Source organism: Kiloniella sp. EL199, from assembly GCF_900313065.1.
Classification (GTDB): Bacteria; Pseudomonadota; Alphaproteobacteria; order Kiloniellales; family Kiloniellaceae; genus Kiloniella.
On record NZ_OMPU01000002.1, the window covers coordinates 1 to 18,696 of the forward strand.

The window sequence follows — 18,696 nt, forward strand, 5'->3', positions numbered from 1 at the left end:
CCCAGAGAGTGTGCTTAAGTACTTTTTTCGCAGATCAATCCCGTATTCTTCGTGAATAACATTCATCATTTCCCCATAAACAATGTTCTTGAGCTGTTCATCCTCAAGAGCCCGTTCAAGGCGTTTGATCTTCTGGGCGGGAGTTTCTTTGTTCTTTGGCATGGCTAAATGGTTCAAAGGTTTCGACCAATCAAGTTTACCATGCTTGCGAAGCCACGTTAAGCAAGTACTCCGGCCTTGAATGCCATAAAGATCCTGAGCTTGCTTATAAGTCAGATCGCCTTTTTCTATCTCATCAACAACTGAAAATTTAAAGCCTAAAGGATAATCCTTTTGACTACGCCTAACCCGCTCTGTCTTTGAATGTCCCATTATAAGTCTCCAATATGTAAACTTATTTCAGGACGGGACACTATTTTAAAAAAGAGCATACCTCGGTAATACCGTCTGAACTTTCCGGATATAATTTCCTGCACTATTCAAACTTGAACAGAACATCTGGATTGAAGCTGGCCGGAGAAGAGGGAACGATAACTGTTCCTTTAAGCAGTGATCTCTCGGCCAATAATGGTGATTTTATTCTTTCTGCCGTTCAAGAGGGAATAGGCTTTGCCTGCATGCCTGACTTTATCTGTCATGACGCGATTAAAGAAAATCGTGTGATCAAGGTATTGCCAGATTGGAATGTAGATACAGACAATGCCATATACGTGGTGTATCCGATTAATCGTAACTTGCCACCCAAGGCGCGGGTATTTGTTGATTTTACCGCAGAATACTATGGGAAAAGTTTAAATCTGAAGCCTTAATATGGAGATAGGGTGTTTTTTGAAAAGGCTGTTCTGTTGTTTTTCTTGCTTTGACAGTTGGAAAAATCGTGATATCGAAGACAGATAAATCGTATTCACTTTTATTTAAGGCTTGGTCATTTAGATGCCCAACTGTTGTGAACATCTCCGACGACGACGCATCTGCCCTCGAACTTCTGTTCGCTGGGCTGTTAGTCTGTGTGTCGTGATGGATTGTTCGGCGACCTGAAATAAGGTCAACCTGCACTACCCAAAGGCAGCAGTTAGCAAAAAAATGTCTTTGAAAAATAAAAGTACAGGCTCGTGAGAGCTGGCACGAATGCAGGATGTACCATGTGTGACTATACGATTACTCTCCAGAACGCTACAGATGAAGCGCAGATTGAAACGTTATTGGATTTGACCTTTGGTCTGGAACGTAAATCTCGCCCTTCTTACTCTTTTCGGGCAGGTATCTCTGCCGTGCCGAATTTAAGTTTTTCGGTGCGGTCATCTTTTTCTGACAAATTGCTTGGGACACTCCGTTTTTGGCCTGTGCTTGTTGACGGTGAAACTGCCCTGCTTTTGGGACCTTTGGCAATACAGCCTGATATACAAGGCAAGGGTATCGGAAAAGCTTTGGTAACTCATGGGCTGAATGCAGCAAAAAAGATGGGATACCGTTTGTGTTTTGTTGTTGGTGAGCAGCTTTATTATGCTCCGTATGGTTTCAAGCCCGCCAAACCTCTTGGCTTTGATATGCCGGTTTCCGTTAGTACAGAGAAATTTCAAGTTCTGTCGCTTCAGGAAGATCCTTTCTCGACGCTTCCGAAGGGGCTTTTGGCTCCTTGGGAAAATGTTGGCGAAGTTCAAGCCGCACTGAAGGTTTAGCGCCCTTCACGATACCAAGCGCCAAATGCTGTCATCAGCAAGAGAGATAGAAAAATCCACGGAGGTAATAAAGGGTTTCGTGTTGATCCAACGAGTCTTTCAGCCTTTTGCGCGAGTAATCCGGCCCACTCTGTTCCTGCCAGAGAGCCTTTCCCGCGTACCAAGCGGAGTCTCGGCTTAAGTTCGTTGAGGGGGTAGATGCCGCCGCTACTGGTTTCGATAATCGGTGATAAAGGTGCTGGATCTGCACGTACTCTTTCGTGTTCGGGGCCGCTGAGGGCCTGTTGAGCTACGACAGTATGGAGACCATCATCAATTGTATAGAGTCCGGGTTCCGTCGCTTCTATTCTTGTTGAAGCATAGCCGTGAGTATCTGCCTGGAGTGTTGTTTCAGTTACCTTTCCCGATGGACTTGTTATTGTCAGGAGGATTTCATCTTCCGACATCGTCTGTCGCATGATCGCGAGTTGTTGATCTCGTAGTTGGGCTTTTAAAACTTCTTCTTCCAGTTCTGGTTCTTTCATAAGCCAGTGAACCAGGCGTCGTATTAATTCTGTTTGCGGGCCGCCACCTTCGATGTTGCGCCCCCATAGCCATATATGGTCGCTGGTGATTTGAGCAACACGTCCCTGTTCGTAATGATCCAGAATAAGTAAGGGGAGGCGATTATTGCCAGTCATTAGTGTAGAGCCGCCAAGTGTGTCCGTTTCAACCTGTCGGAACCAGCGTCCCCATCGTGGCTTTTCATCTTGTGAGAGGTTTGCCTTTGGTAAGCGTGCCGTAACTGGATGACGTAATCCCAATTGCGTAATCAAGGGCTGGAAAGCTTGCTCGGATACTTTGCCTAACGGTTCTGCGGGAAGGATACTCCCCAAAGCCGTATTATAAAGAGAAGCTGGCGAGGCGTAGCCGGGACCGCCGACCTCTAACAGAGCGCCACCCTGTTTTACATATCTTACAATATTGGTCAGATAGTGGCTGGGGAGAAAACCTTGACGTTGATATTGATCAAAAATAATCAGATCAAAGTCAGCCAATTTAACTTCAAACAGTTCATGAATAGGGAAGGCAATTAAAGAAAGCTCTCTGATGGGGGTGCCATCTTGCTTGGTTGGATGGCGCAGAATGGTAAAGTGGATAAGATCAACAGAGGGGTCTTCTTTCAGGATGTTTCGCCATGCTCGTTCGCCCGGATGAGGTTCTCCTGAAATCAAGAGTACTTTCAGTCTATCTCTGACTCCATTTGCACTGAAAACAGCCTGATTGTTGATCGGTGTTATTTCTTCATCCAATATTTCTGCTGTTATATCAAAAATTGCTTCGCCTCTGTTCTCCAAAGTTAGTTCATGGGTAATTGTCTGATTAATTGGTGCCTGAAATTCGGCAACGGTTTCTCCATTTTTTCTCAGGGTAATGGCGGCGGGAGCGTCGACTTCATTAATGTTTTCGTCGATGATTTTAAAGGTCAACTCGGTTTTTTGGTCTATGATGCCAAAGGCCGGGGCCTGTTCAATAACGATACGGCGATCTCCTTTGGTGGGATCTCCTGTTAAGAACAGGTGGAGAGGGATGTCCTGTGGAAATTGTGTTTCTTCAAGGGTTTGGGGAATGTCGTGGATTTGCCCATCCGAGATAATAATGATCCCTGCCAGACGCTCTTTTTCTTCTGCTGTCAGGTAAACTTCATCAAATAGTTTGGTACCATTTTCAGCATCGCCGTTAATCTGGATGGTTTTGAGGATCAGATCTGAACGTTGATTAACCTGTTCATGTAAAGAAGTCAGAGCATTTGCAGCCTGACTTTTTCGTCGGCCATAATCCATTGACGGACTGTTATCTACAATAGCGAGAACGAGCTCAGGTAGAGCTTCGCTGACTTCTTTGTGGAGACTGGGGTTTGCCAGAAAAGCTGCAATGATTGTAAGGAAGATTGCTCTGAACTCTCCACCCTTACTCCTGAGGAAAAAGAGTGGCAATAAAGAAACCAATGCGAAGCCGATGATCGTATAAATCATCCAGATCGGGACCAGAGGTTGCCATTCAATACCATAGCTGGAAATCATTGGCCCAACCTCTCCAGGATATGAGGGATATGAACCTGATCTTCTTTGTAGTTCCCCGTCAGGGCGTACATCACGAGATTGATGCCAAAGCGATACGCAAGCTCCCGCTGTCGTTCGCCGCCGCGGACCATGGCATAAAGGGGACGTCCTTGCTCATTGATGGCCCATGCACGGGACCAGTCATTTGAGCCAATCAGTATCCTTGCAACTCCATCATTTCGATAGGGATCAGTGCTTTCAGTCCAGAAATCACGATTGTTATTACGACCGGGAAAGCTTTCGAGAAGATAAAAGGACCGGGTAATGACATGGCCAGCTGGAACAGGTTCCATTTGTGGAATACTTATTTCTTCAGTCAGCATTTGTAGATATTGCGCATTGCCCTGTGAACCCAACGCTGAATTTAAAGTGCTGGATGCTTCTCGTAGATCAAACAAAATCAGGCCGCCGTTGCTGATGTATTCATTTAAGCGACGTTTTCCGCGTGCGGTCAGCGATTCCTGAACTGCTGTGATCGGCCAATAGAGAAAGGGATAGGGCGATATTTGATCTCTATCCAGATCAACCCCAGTTACTCTCACATTTTCAACGGCAGTACGCCTGTGTAGTTGAAGCGAGAGGCCCGCCAAGCCGGAATGGCTGTCGGAATCGATTTTGTTATCACCGGTGATGATGTAAGCAAGATAGGTATTGAGAGTTGCTTCTATACCTTGGCTGTCTAAAGGCTCTTCTATATCTTGTGCCATAGCTTTATGGGGTGGCGATAATGTCAGAGGAAGCAAGAGAAGTAGAATGACTGCAACAGGTTTTCCGATAGCGACACTCGAAAATAAGCCTCTGAGCCAGAGTGTCAGGGCTTGATCAAAGAGGAACAAAACAAGGGCAGTGAAAAGCAATGGGATTTGAAGTGGACTTTCTTTTTTTGCGTTATAGATCTGTTCACTTTCGGCCTGGAAATTATTTTTCTGGATCTCTGGCAAATGCCCCGCAAGGTTTATAGCTTTTTGTCTTTTATCTTTTCCGTAATATCCTGGCGGTGTTTTGGGACCAATGTCCTGTAATATTCCCTCTTTTTCGGGTGAAACATTCAATAGAATGGCTGAATCTTCCATTGGCGTAAGATTGCCATAGGCATCGAGAATATCATGGATCGGTATTTTGTTTTCTGATGTATTTGTTCCGCTCACGCCTTGCCCAAATTGTAAAATACGTCTCAGAATATCGACAAAAGAGCCTGACAGAGCCAAATTTGACCAGCGTGTGTTGGATGACGTGTGCACTAGAACGATCATACCATCGCCTTGATCATTAGCTGTGACAAGGGGGGTGCCATCCTGAAGCCTTGCCCAGGTATGGCTGTCTAGCTCTGGTGTTGGTTGTGCGAGGAGCTGTCCGGATACAGTGATCTCTGGATTTTGGGGGAGGCCGTAAAAGGGGCTGTCTTTCTGAAATGCTTCAAGGGTGAGTGGTTGTTCCCAGGTTAAGTTTCCTTCAAGGTTCCGATAGCCACTGCGAAGAGGAACAGAGATAAAATTATCTCTTGTTTCTGCCAGATTGGGGCCGGAAAATCGTAAAAGTAATCCACCTTGATTAATCCATTCACTCAGCGTTTCTCGATCAGACTGTGGAATGCTTTCTTTATCTGTGACAACAATAGCAGAAAGCTCTCGAGACAAGAGTTCTTTAACAGATCCATACCTAACATCTGTGAAAAGGCTTAGAGCACGTTGAAGATAGTAGTGTTCACCAAGGAGAGATTTGTTATCTTCCTGCCCTGCTGCGGTCAGAATACCGACCGGGAAACGATAATTGCTCTGATCAAGCAAGAAGGTTGTAGCAGCCGTATTTTTTCCAACGACAATTACTTTCTGCACTTTGTTATAGAGTTCGTTTGGCATGGTCAGGGTTGTTGAAACACTTTTCTCCTCTTGGTCGAAAACAATCTTCTCGGAAGCGAGAACTTCATTTTGCTCTGAAAGGGCAGCTATTCTTTCTTGGTTTTCAGGGCCGGTAAAACCACGCGCAATTGATACCCTTAATCCGTTGCTCTCTGGCTTTACTCCCGTAATCCATAACGGGAGTTCATCGTTTGATGGTAAGTAAATTTCTGACGTGGCAAAGGTATCAAATAAGTCAGAGGCATCATTCGATAGCGGGGAAGAAACAAGTCCATTGGAAAGCCAAAGAATTTTCAGAGGATGGTAACGCTCAAGCTCTTTTTCTACGGAATGTAAGGCGTCCTGAGGATTTGATTTCCAGCTTTGAATTGAGGGTAATTGTTCTGTGTCGCCCAGAAGGCTTTCAGGCTTCTTGAAACCAGAGAAATCATAGTGTCCAGTTGCATTCTTTGCTGTGGAGAGGAAGGCAATTTGTCTGCTGCTACCTTTATTCTGCTCAAGTACAGATTGTAAGGTCGCAAGCTGTTTGGTCCAGCTACCAGCGGAAGCCCAATCGTTATCCAAGAGAACCAGTGTGTTGTAGGTTGTGTCTGTTCTTTTTACTGGCGCATAAATCGGTTCAGCCAATGCCAGTATAAGTATGAGCAGGATCATTATTCTCAAGAGAATAAGCCACCAGGATGTTTTTTCAGGCTTGGACGAGGCCCCTTGTAAACCAAAGAGTAAGCGTAAGGCCGGGAAGGTAATTTTTTTTGGTGAAGGGGGCGTTATGCGCAGGATAAGCCAGACCACAGGAAGAGTTATAAGGCCTAATAAGAGCCACGGATTTAAAAAACCTATGATCCCGAAATTAAGCATGCTCTTTACCCATATCGTTTCCAATCAGGTTTTCTTCGCGTGTGTGTGTAAAGGTGTTTTGTCTCTCTGAAATACTTCGATATAGAGTTAGAAGCGTTGATTCTGGCGACTTGTCAGTTGTGTGGAGAATGTGATTCCATCCCCATTTTTTGACGAGGCGAGATAGATCTTTGTTATGGCCTCTGATGCGGTCAATATAGAGATCACGGATTGATTCAACATCAGAGTGTAGAAGCTCATTATCGCTGTTGGGCTGTTGAAATTTTACTCTTCCAGCATAGGGTAAATTCATCTCGGCTGGGTCAAGAACCTGAACCAACCAAACACGCAGGTTTCGATGGGCAAGATTTGCAAAGACTTGTTTTTGTTCTGATAGCGGCGCGAGAAAATCTGAAAAACAAACAAGAGCAGAATGCTGTGAAAAGCGATGCCCATGTGGCAATTCATTGGCGACAGATTGATTATTGCTTGAAGTGTTTTTGCCTTTGGAGTGCTGACTTTCCAACTGCTGGGCAATGGTGTAGAGGTTTTTTCGAGAGTTTGAAGGGGAAGTCCCTGACCCGGCCAGCGCGACTTTTTCGCCGCCACGAATTAAAAGTTGAGCTAGCGCGAGACTCAAGACGGATGCCCGATGTTTTTTTGTGACAAGATTTTTGTCTGAAGCCCAATCCATTCCGGGGTCGCTGCTGTTCCATAGCCACAGACTTTGAGCTGACTCCCACTCTTTCTGGCGAATGAATAGGCCGGCATTCTCTGAGTTAGGATCAGACTTGGCTGAACGACGCCAATCGATTTTGCGCGGAGAATCCCCAGGACTATAGTGTCTATATTGCCAAAATTCATCGCCTTGCCCGATATGCCGTCTTCCATGAGCGCCCTGAAAAACTGTTGCTGCAACACGCTCTGCTTCAATCAGGAGGGGCGGAAGTGTTGCTGAAAGCTTCTCAGCAGAAGTTTCTATACTTGGTGTTTTAATGAATGATGCCCGTTTGTTCATCTTAACCCTCTAGTTCAGGGGGGCGACTAGGCGTTTAATAATCTTTGGTATGGTTATGCCTTCGGCTCTTGCTGTGAAGTCCAGATGAATTCTGTGTCGTAATACGGGAGCAGCCAAAGCGATAACATCGTCCAGCGAAGGACTTAACCTTCCCTGGAGCAAGCACCTTGCTTTACTCGCCATGAGCAAGGCCTGACTGGCACGAGGGCCAGGCCCCCAGGCAACGAACTGCTTCACGAATTCATCATCAGTTTCTTCAGGGCGACCGCTTCGAACCAGCGATAATATGCCCTCTAATACATCTTCGCCGACCGGAATTTCTCTGACCAGTTTTTGTGCTGCCAGCAGTTCCCGTGATGTCAAAATTCCTTCGGCTTCGGGTTCGCTTGTTCCTGTTGTGGCAAGAAGCATCTGTTTTTCTGCTTCCCTGTCTGGATAACCGACATAAATTTCCAAAAGAAATCTATCAAGCTGAGCCTCTGGAAGAGGGTAAGTACCTTCCTGTTCAAGAGGATTCTGTGTTGCCAGAACATGAAAGGGAGAAGGCAATTTGTGGCTTTGTCCAGCGACGGTGACAGTGTGTTCCTGCATCGCCTGTAACAGGGCTGATTGTGTTCTGGGGCTTGCACGGTTGATTTCATCTGCCATCAGAAGTTGAGAAAATACAGGACCTTGAATAAAGCGGAAAGACCGTCGGCCATCTTCGTCTTCTTCCAGAACTTCGGCACCGATAATGTCTGAGGGCATCAAGTCAGGCGTACATTGAATACGTTTTTCCTGTAGGCCAAATACAATGCCGAGGTTTTCGACCAAACGGGTCTTTGCGAGGCCCGGAGCACCGACCAGAAGGCCGTGTCCACCAGCCAATAAGGTGATCAATACCTGTTCAATAACGTCTTCCTGTCCGAAGACGACTTTTCCCAGATTTTCATTAAGTTGTGCTAGGCGAGTGCAGAGTTGATCTGCCTGTAAGGTAAGGTCTTCGGATAATGTTGTACTCGGATTTGTATCCGTAGTGTCCATTTTGCTTCCTCTTTTGACGTAACTGCTAATGTTGTTGTCTAAGTAGTTGGCTTATGTCATTTACCGTTTTGTATTGTACGTACCTGTTTTCCCAAGTCTTAAAGATTTCGGGTCTTAAAGATTTCGGGCCTGTAACTTGGTGCCGTTGTTCAGGTGTATCCTGTGGTAGTATACATCAGTTCTTTGACATGTTGGTTAACACATTGGTTATAATGAACATAAAACGTGCGTTTGCATAGTGATATCCGATCAATCAACAGTGATCACTTGCTAATAGGGCCATAAAAAGATGACAGATTATCAGCACATGTCAGAAAAAGATGACTTAGCAGAAGCAGCCCGTAACTTGCCGATAACCAGTGATGTTGATATGCGCATTGATCGTAATGGTGTTTGGTATCACGAGGGACGTGAAATTGAACGAAAAGCCTTGGCACGATTGTTTTCAACAGTGCTCCAACGTGATGAGTCTGGTGACTATTGGCTCGTCACACCAGTAGAAAGAGCCCAAATCGTTGTTGAGGACGTTCCCTTTATAGTTGTGGAATTAAAAGATACGGGACAGGGGCTAGGTCAGGTTCTTTCCTTTCGAAATAATATGGATGAATGGGTTGATCTTGATAAGGATCATCCGATTCGAATTGATTTTAAAGATGAAAGTGGTGAGCCATCACCCTATATATTGATTAGACAGGGCCTAGAGGCCCGTATTGTCAGGTCTGCCTTTTATCAATTGATGGATCTGTCAGAAACAAAAGATAACAAAGCCGGGGTCTGGAGTTCCGGAATTTTTCATGTGCTTGGGGATCTTGATTAGACGCGTACATAATAAGTGAAACACTTAAGGGGAAAGGACGGTATAAAAGCGTGGGGTTTGATTGGACATCTCAAAGATTGATACAGGTTTTTGCAGAGCAAAAAGTAATGTCATCAACGCAAAATGCTTTGCGTGGCGATCACGATTTGAATCCGGGCTTTTTTGATCCGACACACGATAAAACACCTGCGGCAGTGGTTGTTCCTCTTGTTGAGCGCGAAAATGGCTTCACGGTTCTCTTGACGAAACGAACAGATCATCTTCATGATCATGCCGGTCAGGTCAGTTTCCCCGGCGGACGAGTTGATCCAACTGACCTAAGTCATCGTGATACAGCCTTGCGAGAACTGGAAGAAGAAGTTGGCCTTCCCCGAAAACATGTCAGTGTTATCGGCGAGTTGGATACCTATGTTACCCGCACAGGGTTTATCATCACGCCTGTTGTTGGCCTTATAAAACCTCCTTTTCCTGTTAATCCTGACAGCTTTGAGGTTGCAGAGGTTTTCGAAGTTCCTTTGATCTACTTTTTGAAACCGGGCAGTCGACAGCGGCATTTTCGGGAATTTGAAGGCTATCGGCGATATTATTATGCTTTTCCCTTTAATGACTATTTTATCTGGGGCGCCACAGCAGGCATGCTGGTTAATCTATGCGAAGTTTTAAATTTACATCGGGATAATAATATTTCTGATGAAGATGTAACTTGTAAGGGGAAATAACAGGGGATGTTGACCAGATTACTTTTAATCCTTCTACCAATTCTGTTGCCGTTTGCTCTCTACCTCGCCTATTATCTTGTTACGCGAAGGTCTCGTTCTAGTGCTGACGGGGAATTGCGTGAAGAAGATCTTCCCTGGATAGAGCGAGGCCCTTGGGCCTGGCTATTTCTAAGCGGTGTAGTTCTGGCCGGGATTGCGATGGGCATATATTTTTCAAACCCTGGTCCTGCCCCGGGTGACAGCCTTGTGTCACCAAGTTACCAGCCAAAAGTTCTGGAAAATACTGACACTGATTCATGACGAAGACTTATCAGTTGCAAAGCCAATCATGGATGTTGGCAGAGGAAACTCGACGTGTAATCGAGGCGTTGTCTACGCAAGGACAAGATATACGTTTTGTTGGTGGTTGTGTTCGCGATGCCATGTTAGGGCGCGAAATCAAGGATATTGATATCGCGACACCGGATCATCCAGAAATCGTGATTAAGCTGTTAGAAGCCGGAAAGATAAAAGCTATACCGACCGGGCTTGATCATGGAACGATAACAGCTGTCTGTAATCATCAGGTTTTTGAGATCACAACGTTAAGAGTAGATGTCGAAACCGATGGTCGTCACGCAACTGTGGCCTATACAGATAATTGGGAAGAAGATGCTGCCCGTCGGGATTTAACAATGAATGCGCTGTCCTGTCGCCTTGATGGTACTGTGTTTGATCCCTTTGGCGGCGTTCAGGATCTAAAAGAAAATCGCATCCGGTTTGTTGGTAATGCAGAGACACGTATCGAAGAAGATGCCCTGAGATTATTACGGTTTTTCCGGTTCCAAGCTTGGTACGGTACTGATGTTTTTGATCAAGAGGGAGTATCCGCAGCTAAATCAAAAGCCCATATGCTCAAAGGCTTGTCCGCAGAACGTATTCATAGCGAATTAATGAGGTTTTTGTCTGCACCTGATCCAATGCCTGCTTTGAATGTTATGCTGGAGAACCAGATTTTTTCATCCTTCCTGCCCGAAGTTCGTTCAGTTGACTGTTTGGCAGCGTTTATACCGCTTGAAGGACGAAGGGATCCACTTGTTCGTTTGATTGCTTTACTCGAAGGTGGGGAAGTTAAAGAAAAACGATCTATTCCAGATCGTTTGCGCTTTTCTACGGCGGAAAAACAACATTTTCTCTCTTTGATAAAGCCAGAGTACGAAATTAATTCTTCGACAGAAAAAATGCTGTTTCAAGAAGCGCTCTACCGTATTGGCGCTGGTTTGGTGTCCGATTTGCTCCGGCTGCAGATGGCAAGGGATGGTGTAAACTTCAATGACGAAAATGCCCGCTCTCGTGCAAAGATGATCGAAGAATGGCGCCCGGTTTTCTTCCCACTTCAGGGAAGAGATCTCATTCAGTCAGGTATCGAGCCAGGCCCCAAAATGGGACGGCTTCTAAAGGTCACAGAAAGCTGGTGGATTAAACAGTCTTTTAAGCCCGATCAGGAAGAATGTTTGGCCTATGCCTTAAAAATTTAGACGTGATCAATGGCTGATTTTCCTTGAAACGTAGTACTTCGTTTCGGGAAGATCTTTAGACACCTTGATCATTTTCTCAAATGTGAGGCCAATTTTCTCTAGTACTCTGGCAGATCCAACATTATCGGGATTCACGATACCGACGATTTTTTCAAGTTTTAGCTGATCGTGCCCGTATTTGAGAATGGCGTCAGCGGCCTCGGCAGCATAGCCTTTTGAACAATATTCGGGAAGCAAGGCGTAGCCAATATCTGGATCATCCAGTCCGTCGCGCTTAACCAGCCCACACATGCCAATTGAAGCTTTTCCTTCTTTCAGAATAACAGCGTAGAGGCCAAAGCCGTTTTCGCGGTAGCTGGTGACAGGTCCAGAGTTAATATATCCACAGGCCTGATCAAGTGTTCTGACTTCTTTGTCGACGATGTTTTTAATGAAAGCAGGGTCGTTCAAAAGACGCAGGATAAACGGGGCATCGGTCTCGCCAAGCTCCCGCACGATCAGGCGATCCGTTTCCAATATAATCTTTTGTTGAGCCGAGGGCATATTGCAGGTCCTTGGATGATTTTATCTGTATCTGCCGGGTTATTTTCTGGAGTTTATCGGGAAAAAACTAGGGCCAGGCTGCTTCCGGCGGCATGGACATAAGGATTGCTTCGACATTGCCCCCTGTCTTGAGGCCGAACATGGTACCGCGATCATAGAGCAGGTTAAATTCTGCATATCGACCACGGCGGAAAAGCTGATGTTTTCGTTGCTCGTCGTTCCAGTCTTTGTGCATGTGGCGGCGCACAAGCTGGGGGTAGATATCTAAAAACGCTCTGCCGACATCTTGAGTAAAGGCGAAATCGGCGTTCCAGTTCCCCGTATTCAGATAGTCATAGAAAATGCCCCCGACACCGCGGGCTTCATTGCGATGAGGAATATAGAAATATTCGTCACACCATTCCTTGAAGACAGGGAAGAAACCTGGATTGTGTTTGTCACAGGCATCCTTGTATGCCCGGTGGAAATCATGGGTGTCCTGACCAACCGGATACATGGGGTTCAAATCACCGCCACCGCCAAACCAGCTGGTTGTTGTGACAATATGGCGTGTGTTCATGTGAACGGCGGGTACAAGCGGCGAATGCATGTGAGCGACAAGGGAAATACCACTGGCCCAGAAACGCGGGTCTTTGTCTGCGCCGGGAATGCGTTTGGAAAATTCTTCACTGAATTCCCCCATGACCGTGGATATATTAACGCCCACCTTTTCGAACACGCGTCCGCGCATGATGGACATTTCGCCACCGCCCCCGCCGTCGCGATCCCACTGTTTTCGTTCAAAGCGGCCTGCTGCTGGTTCGCCCAGTTTGGCTAGGACAGTACCGGAAAGTTCGTCTTCCAGCCTTTCAAATTCGGCACATATGCTATCCCGGAGTTGTTTGAACCAGCGTTGGGCCTGTTCTTTATGATCGTCCGGTGCGCCGTGATTGGGAAAAGGACTTGTCGGATCTTGCCGTTGGTACATCTGTTACTCGTGAGGTTACGGTGTTCTCGGGTGGGAATATGTTTAAGATAATATATAATGTTATACGGCGCTTGGAACAGGAAATCCACCTATCTGTCGCAGTGCTTCGCCAAGAACCATAGCGGCAGATACTGCAATGTTCAGGGATCGAACGCCAACCGCCATGGGAATGAGAACGGAATGATCAACGGCCTTGTGAACATCGTCTGGGACACCGGCTGATTCTCTTCCAACCATAAGTATATCGTTGGGTTCAAAGATAAAATCCACATAGGATGTGGTTGCTTTGGTCGATAGCAAAATCAGGCGTTTAGGACGAGCACTTTCTTGGCGATTATTATTAAAAGCATCCCAGGAGGTGTGGCGGACGAGTTCGGTTTGGTCCAGATAATCCATACCAGATCGTTTCATGCGTTTGTCGTTAAGAACAAAGCCGCAGGGTTCAATAATATCGACGGCAACATCAAGACAGGCAGCCATTCGAAGCATTGTTCCTGTGTTTTGAGGAATATCCGGTTGGTAAAGAGCAAGACGCATGCTGTTTATCTCTAAAATGAAGTAATCATATAGCCATCAATACGGCCCATAAATATGGAAGTGACGGAAAAAACGTTATTTTCCTGTCCGACTCACACTTAGAGTCTTTGCCTTTCTATGACAAATCCTTTATATCCCTGTCACTAAATATAGGACTAGTCCTAAGTGCGACAGGATGTCACATCCGTTCTTGCATCCAGCGATGCTTAGATGGGGGCGCAATTAGGATTAGACAAGGGCAATGGCCCAAAAATCCTGTATCGTATCGCAGCTCTTTGTTCTAGAGTTGTAAGCTTGAGAGATGAAAATAGGGATTACACAAATGGCAGACGGCGCGAATCCTGAAAATTCCGCCCAAGGGTCCGGCGAGACCCGGCGTGAATTTCTGTACCTGACGGCCGGGGCTATGACCGTTGTCGGGGCTGCTGGTGCAATATGGCCGATGATCGATTCTATGAATCCTTCGGCTGATGTTCTGGCTCTATCCTCTATTGAGGTAGATTTGTCACCGATCGAAATCGGTCAGTCGGTAACTGTTACATGGCGGGGCAAACCTGTGTTTATCAGACGCCGGGTAGCTGAAGAGATCGCTATTGCAGAGGAAACTCCGTTGGCTGACCTTCCAGATCCTCAAACCGATGAAGATCGTGTTGAGAAACCTGAATGGCTCGTTCTTGTTGGTGTTTGTACACACCTTGGGTGTGTTCCATTGGGGCAGAAGACGGGAGATAAAAAGGGTGATTATGGCGGATGGTTCTGTCCTTGCCATGGGTCGCACTATGATACGTCTGGTCGTATTCGTAAGGGACCGGCGCCTACAAATCTGGAAGTGCCGCCATACGCCTTCTTGACTGATAACTCTATCAAGATCGGCTAGGGGGAACAGGTCATGAGTTTTAAAACGAATAATAAAGTCGTCCAGTGGGTTGAGGATCGTCTGCCTCTAATCTCTATGGGACATCACACCCTTTACGAATACCCAATGCCAAAGAACCTGAACTATCTTTGGAACTTTGGATCCCTTGCCGGGTTTGCTCTGGTAACAATGATCGTAACGGGTATCATTCTTGCGATGCAGTACACTGCGCATGTTGATATGGCGTTCAATTCTGTTGAACGTATTATGCGTGATGTGAATAACGGTTGGCTGATTCGTTATATCCATATGAACATGGCATCATTTTTCTTTATTGCTGTGTATATTCACATGATGCGTGGATTGTACTACGGATCTTACAAAGCGCCACGCGAACTTCTTTGGCAACTGGGTGTTGTTATCTTCCTGTTGATGATGGCAACAGCGTTCATGGGATATGTTCTTCCATGGGGCCAAATGAGCTTCTGGGGTGCAACGGTTATTACCAACCTTTTCTCAGCCATTCCGGTGGTTGGAGAGAGTATCGTTACCTGGCTTTGGGGTGGTTTCTCTGTTGATAACCCTACACTGAACCGTTTCTTTGCTCTGCATTACCTGTTGCCATTCATTATCGTCGCTGTTGTTGTTCTTCACATTGTGGCCCTCCACACTGTAACATCGAACAACCCGCTTGGTATCGATATGAAAGGTCCTCAGGACAGCCTGACATTCCAGCCTTATTACACCATTAAGGACTTGTTTGGTCTGGGTGTTTTCTTGATGCTGTTTGCGTTTTTCCTTTTCTGGGCGCCTAACTTTATGGGGCATCCGGATAACTATATACCAGCAAATCCGTTGTCGACACCTGCACATATTGTTCCTGAATGGTACTTCCTACCTTTCTATGCAATTTTGCGGGCGGTTCCTGATAAGCTTGGTGGTGTTATTGCAATGTTTGGTGCGATCGCAATTCTTTTCGTTCTTCCATGGTTGGATCGTTCAAAAATCCGCAGTTGCAAATTCCGCCCTGTGGCCCGGATTTTCTTCTGGATCTTCTTGGCCAATGGATTGCTACTCGGATGGCTCGGTGGACAACCAGCTGAAGAGCCATATGTTGCTCTTAGCCGTATCGCCACAGCATACTACTTCTTCCACTTCTTGATATTGCTCCCTATTATTCTGCCGATGATTGAACGTCCGCGAGAATTACCGAGCTCTATTCATGAAGCAGTATTGAAGTCTTGATAAGGAAACGCGACTAATGAAGAAAATTCTTATTGGTTTCTATGCTGCAGCATTGTCCTTAACAAGTTCAGTTGCTTTAGCCTCTGGTTCTTTAATCGAAATCCCGAAGCAAGAGTGGAGTTTTCAGGGAACCTTTGGTTCTTATGACAAGGCTTCTTTGCAACGTGGTTTCCAAGTATACAAAGACGTTTGTTCTGGGTGTCATTCTCTTGATCTCGTTGCTTTTCGTAATCTAGCTGATCTTGGCTATAACGAAGATGAGATTAAAGCGATTGCTGCTGAGTATACCGTAGAAGATGGACCTAATGATGAGGGGGAAATGTTCGAACGTAATGCAATTCCTGCTGATCGTTTTCCGGCTCCTTTTCCGAATGAAAAAGCTGCGGCAGCTTCAAACGGTGGTAAAGCGCCACCTGATCTTTCTTTGATGGCGAAAGCACGTCATGGGGGTAGTGATGGAGATGGTGCTGATTATATCTATGCTCTTTTGACTGGATATACTGACGCCCCGGAAGAAGTACCTGCATCAACGCAAAGACAGTTTACTGGTTTGTTTGATTTCCTTTCATATAAGCTCTTCGCAACAGAAGAGGAAAAGAAACCAATCATGGAGCCGTTGGAGCTTGGTGATCTTAGCTATAATGAGTATTTTAGTGGCTATAAGATTGCAATGGCACCACCACTCTCAGAAGATGCAGTGGAATACAGTGATGGCACTCCGGCAACTGTTGAGCAAATGTCTGCTGACGTTAGCCACTTCCTGATGTGGGCAGCTGAACCAAAGCTAGAAGCTCGTAAAAATACTGGCGTGAAAGTTATGATCTTCCTGATTATCTTCACACTGGTTATGTATGCAGCAAAGCGTAAGGTATTTGCTAAAGTTCACTAAGATCTTTCTTGGTTTATGGGAAAGGCTGCTCAGTTCGGGCAGCCTTTTTTTATGGCATTTTCTGTTAAATTTCCCTGATGATATTTCTGTTGGATATGGGGATTACTTAATCTTTCCGGATAGAGTAGGCTGGATAAGCCGAATATTATCAGCCGAATGCTATCAAAGGAAAAATTGAATGCTTTTCAATTCGTCTCTCAAGGGGGTTGATCATCTTTTGATTGGTGTGCAGCAACTGGAAGAAGCACGCCACCATTACCTGCGTCTCGGGTTTCGTTTAACGCCTCGGGGACGCCATATTGGCTGGGGGACGGCCAACTATTGCATTATGTTTCCTGACGATTATCTCGAACTGATTGGTATTGTCGATAAAGGTCAGGACACTAATGGGCTGGATATCTTTCTTGAAACCGGGCAGGGGGGACTTGGTCTGGCATTCCGGAGCGAGAATATCGCCAAGGCTGCGGCTTGCTTGCAAGAGGTGGGGGTTCCCATCGATGGGCCGAAAGATTTGAAACGTATTTTGGAACTGGAACATGGCGATGTGATGCCTGCTTTCGAACTTTTACGATATGATAGCCAGGTTACTCCCAAGATTTCCTCGTTTGTTTGCGATCACAAAACACCGGATGTGGTCTGGCAAAAACAATGGCTTGAGCATGCGAATGGAGCTTGCGGAATCAGGCGGATTGTTTATGTCACAGCGAACCCAAGTGATGTAATTACAAAATACTCGGAATTTTTTGGTGAAGACGCTGTGATTGTGGCTGACGGGTGTATCGATATTCTTGTGAGTGAGCGAAAACAGGTTTTACGCTTTATCGCCCCCGAAGATATCAATCGTTTCTATCCGGGAATTGAACCCAAAGATTTTACTGGTGACAGCTACATGATTGCCTTTCATCTGTGGGCAGATGATTTAAAGACCACACAGGCGTATTTTGATCAATATCGTGTCAGTTATCAAAGAGAAGGCGATTCACGCATCAGTGTGCAAGAAAATGATGCTTGTGGTGTCATTGTTACCTTTGATGCACTTGGTGAAAGTTAACAAAAAGTCTGAGAAAAACCTTAATGTGCCCCAATTTGTAAAGCTGATGGTTCAATAATAATATGAAAATAGAATGATCGGTCCATTTTTCTTATATCGGATAGTGAATAGAAAATTGGATCTGTGTAATGAAAGACTATCTTACAAAATATTTGGGTAAAGGGAGTGCTGCACCAGCGATTCCCAGTATCAGCCATATCTTGTGGAGTTGGATTGGGGCCTTGTTGGCGATAGCCGCGATTGCCTGGTTATCTGATCAGGCCGGAGCACTCTTTTTCATGGTGCCTTTTGGGGCAAGTTGTGTATTGGTTTTTGGTGTTCCTAATAGCCCATTGGCTCAACCACGAAGCCTGGTTCTTGGCCATCTGATAGCGGCATTGGTTGGGTTGGTTGTCTTGGAATTACTTGGTGCGAACTGGTTTGCTATGGGGATCGCTGTTGCAACCGCGATTGCCTTGATGCAATTAACGCGAACGCTTCATGCTCCGGCAGGTGCGACACCGCTTGTGGTAATGTTGGAAGGTGCTGATTGGGCTTTTCTTGTGACGCCTGTTTTGAGCGGTGCACTGGTAATTCTTATTGTTGGTTTGATAACAAATAACCTGTCCAGAAATCGCTCATATCCAGAATATTGGTGACTGTGCTACCACTGATTTTCTGATTAAGCACAAAAAAGGCGGTATAAAAACCGCCTTTATATAACTAATTCAGAGGAAATTATTTCTTACACGTTGAAGCGGAAGTGGAAAATGTCACCATCTTTGGCGATGTATTCTTTTCCTTCTGCACGCATTTTTCCGGCATCCTTAGCACCTTGTTCGCCATTACATTCGATGTAGTCATCGTAGGCAATGGTTTCAGCGCGAATGAAGCCGCGTTCAAAGTCAGTGTGAATAGCGCCTGCTGCATTTGGTGCCGTAGATCCTTCGACAACTGTCCATGCGCGTGCTTCTTTGGGGCCAACAGTAAAGAAGGTCAGGAGGCCAAGTAGGCCATACCCGGCGGCAATAATTCCAAAGAAGCACGCGCATGGACAG

18 protein-coding genes and 2 pseudogenes are annotated in these 18,696 nt (G+C 45.8%); 11 read left to right on the forward strand and 9 right to left on the reverse strand.

Going from position 1 to position 18,696, the window contains the following annotated elements; genetic code table 11:
* Window positions 1-372: pseudogene (locus D9A03_RS00585) on the reverse strand (IS3 family transposase); the annotation flags it as partial.
* 50 nt (window positions 373-422) lie between these two features.
* Between D9A03_RS00585 and D9A03_RS00590 the strand changes: the two are divergent.
* Window positions 423-809, forward strand: a pseudogene (locus D9A03_RS00590) (LysR substrate-binding domain-containing protein); the annotation flags it as partial.
* 333 nt (window positions 810-1,142) lie between these two features.
* On the forward strand, window positions 1,143-1,679 hold the full coding sequence (locus D9A03_RS00595; protein ID WP_120495306.1) for a GNAT family N-acetyltransferase: 537 nt from the start codon (window positions 1,143-1,145) through the stop codon (window positions 1,677-1,679).
* Here D9A03_RS00595 and D9A03_RS00600 read toward each other — a convergent pair.
* The 4 genes from D9A03_RS00600 to D9A03_RS00615 are packed head-to-tail and all read right to left on the reverse strand — an operon-like array spanning window position 1,676 to window position 8,518.
* Window positions 1,676-3,742: a hypothetical protein gene (locus tag D9A03_RS00600; RefSeq protein WP_120495307.1), complete on the reverse strand. Its 2,067-nt coding sequence runs from the start codon at window positions 3,740-3,742 to the stop codon at window positions 1,676-1,678. The genes D9A03_RS00595 and D9A03_RS00600 overlap by 4 nt on opposite strands.
* Window positions 3,739-6,498: a DUF4159 domain-containing protein gene (locus D9A03_RS00605; RefSeq protein WP_120495308.1), complete on the reverse strand. Its 2,760-nt coding sequence runs from the start codon at window positions 6,496-6,498 to the stop codon at window positions 3,739-3,741. Before D9A03_RS00605 ends, D9A03_RS00600 begins: the two co-directional genes overlap by 4 nt.
* Window positions 6,491-7,495 carry a DUF58 domain-containing protein gene (locus D9A03_RS00610; RefSeq protein WP_120495309.1) on the reverse strand — a complete coding sequence of 335 codons (1,005 nt, stop codon included), beginning with the start codon at window positions 7,493-7,495 and terminating at the stop codon, window positions 6,491-6,493. The genes D9A03_RS00605 and D9A03_RS00610 overlap by 8 nt, the downstream gene beginning before the upstream one ends.
* Window positions 7,496-7,504: 9 nt before the next feature.
* A complete protein-coding gene (locus D9A03_RS00615) occupies window positions 7,505-8,518 on the reverse strand; it encodes a MoxR family ATPase (protein WP_120495310.1) in 1,014 nt (337 codons plus the stop codon).
* A gap of 289 nt (window positions 8,519-8,807) precedes the next feature.
* Here D9A03_RS00615 and D9A03_RS00620 point away from each other — a divergent pair, with 289 nt between their 5' ends.
* From D9A03_RS00620 to D9A03_RS00635, 4 genes are all read left to right on the forward strand, one after another.
* On the forward strand, window positions 8,808-9,335 hold the full coding sequence (locus D9A03_RS00620; protein ID WP_120495311.1) for a DUF1285 domain-containing protein: 528 nt from the start codon (window positions 8,808-8,810) through the stop codon (window positions 9,333-9,335).
* A 107-nt stretch (window positions 9,336-9,442) separates the two neighbouring features.
* On the forward strand, window positions 9,443-10,054 hold the full coding sequence (locus D9A03_RS00625) for a CoA pyrophosphatase (protein WP_120495323.1): 612 nt from the start codon (window positions 9,443-9,445) through the stop codon (window positions 10,052-10,054).
* A gap of 6 nt (window positions 10,055-10,060) precedes the next feature.
* Window positions 10,061-10,354: a hypothetical protein gene (locus D9A03_RS00630; RefSeq protein WP_120495312.1), complete on the forward strand. Its 294-nt coding sequence runs from the start codon at window positions 10,061-10,063 to the stop codon at window positions 10,352-10,354.
* Window positions 10,351-11,571: a CCA tRNA nucleotidyltransferase gene (locus tag D9A03_RS00635; protein ID WP_120495313.1), complete on the forward strand. Its 1,221-nt coding sequence runs from the start codon at window positions 10,351-10,353 to the stop codon at window positions 11,569-11,571. Before D9A03_RS00630 ends, D9A03_RS00635 begins: the two co-directional genes overlap by 4 nt.
* Before the next feature lie 6 nt (window positions 11,572-11,577).
* On the opposite strand, the gene D9A03_RS00640 is transcribed toward D9A03_RS00635, so the two are convergent.
* From D9A03_RS00640 to D9A03_RS00650, 3 genes are all read right to left on the reverse strand, one after another.
* Window positions 11,578-12,114 (reverse strand): GNAT family N-acetyltransferase, encoded by a 537-nt coding sequence (locus D9A03_RS00640; RefSeq protein WP_120495314.1) that lies wholly within the window; start codon window positions 12,112-12,114, stop codon window positions 11,578-11,580.
* Between the two features lie 67 nt (window positions 12,115-12,181).
* Window positions 12,182-13,081: an oxygen-dependent coproporphyrinogen oxidase gene (gene hemF, locus D9A03_RS00645; RefSeq protein WP_120495315.1), complete on the reverse strand. Its 900-nt coding sequence runs from the start codon at window positions 13,079-13,081 to the stop codon at window positions 12,182-12,184.
* Window positions 13,082-13,141: 60 nt separating this feature from the next.
* A complete protein-coding gene (locus D9A03_RS00650; protein ID WP_216825343.1) occupies window positions 13,142-13,618 on the reverse strand; it encodes a tRNA (cytidine(34)-2'-O)-methyltransferase in 477 nt (158 codons plus the stop codon).
* Between the two features lie 322 nt (window positions 13,619-13,940).
* Between D9A03_RS00650 and petA the strand changes: the two genes are divergently transcribed.
* The 5 genes from petA to D9A03_RS00675 all read left to right on the forward strand — a co-directional run bounded on the left by petA (window position 13,941) and on the right by D9A03_RS00675 (window position 18,297).
* Window positions 13,941-14,495, forward strand: a complete 555-nt coding sequence (petA, locus tag D9A03_RS00655; RefSeq protein WP_120495317.1) for a ubiquinol-cytochrome c reductase iron-sulfur subunit — start codon at window positions 13,941-13,943, stop codon at window positions 14,493-14,495.
* Between the two features lie 12 nt (window positions 14,496-14,507).
* Window positions 14,508-15,719, forward strand: coding sequence for a cytochrome b N-terminal domain-containing protein (locus D9A03_RS00660; protein ID WP_120495318.1), 1,212 nt, complete (start codon window positions 14,508-14,510; stop codon window positions 15,717-15,719).
* Window positions 15,720-15,735: 16 nt separating this feature from the next.
* On the forward strand, window positions 15,736-16,608 hold the full coding sequence (locus D9A03_RS00665) for a cytochrome c1 (protein WP_120495319.1): 873 nt from the start codon (window positions 15,736-15,738) through the stop codon (window positions 16,606-16,608).
* Between the two features lie 178 nt (window positions 16,609-16,786).
* The gene (locus D9A03_RS00670; protein WP_120495320.1) at window positions 16,787-17,659 is read left to right on the forward strand and encodes a VOC family protein; all 873 of its coding nucleotides are present in this window, start codon (window positions 16,787-16,789) and stop codon (window positions 17,657-17,659) included.
* Window positions 17,660-17,787: 128 nt separating this feature from the next.
* Window positions 17,788-18,297 (forward strand): HPP family protein, encoded by a 510-nt coding sequence (locus D9A03_RS00675; protein ID WP_120495321.1) that lies wholly within the window; start codon window positions 17,788-17,790, stop codon window positions 18,295-18,297.
* 86 nt (window positions 18,298-18,383) lie between these two features.
* On the opposite strand, the gene D9A03_RS00680 is transcribed toward D9A03_RS00675, so the two are convergent.
* The coding region (locus D9A03_RS00680) for a DUF933 domain-containing protein (protein WP_120495322.1) at window positions 18,384-18,696 on the reverse strand (313 nt) is incomplete at its 5' end.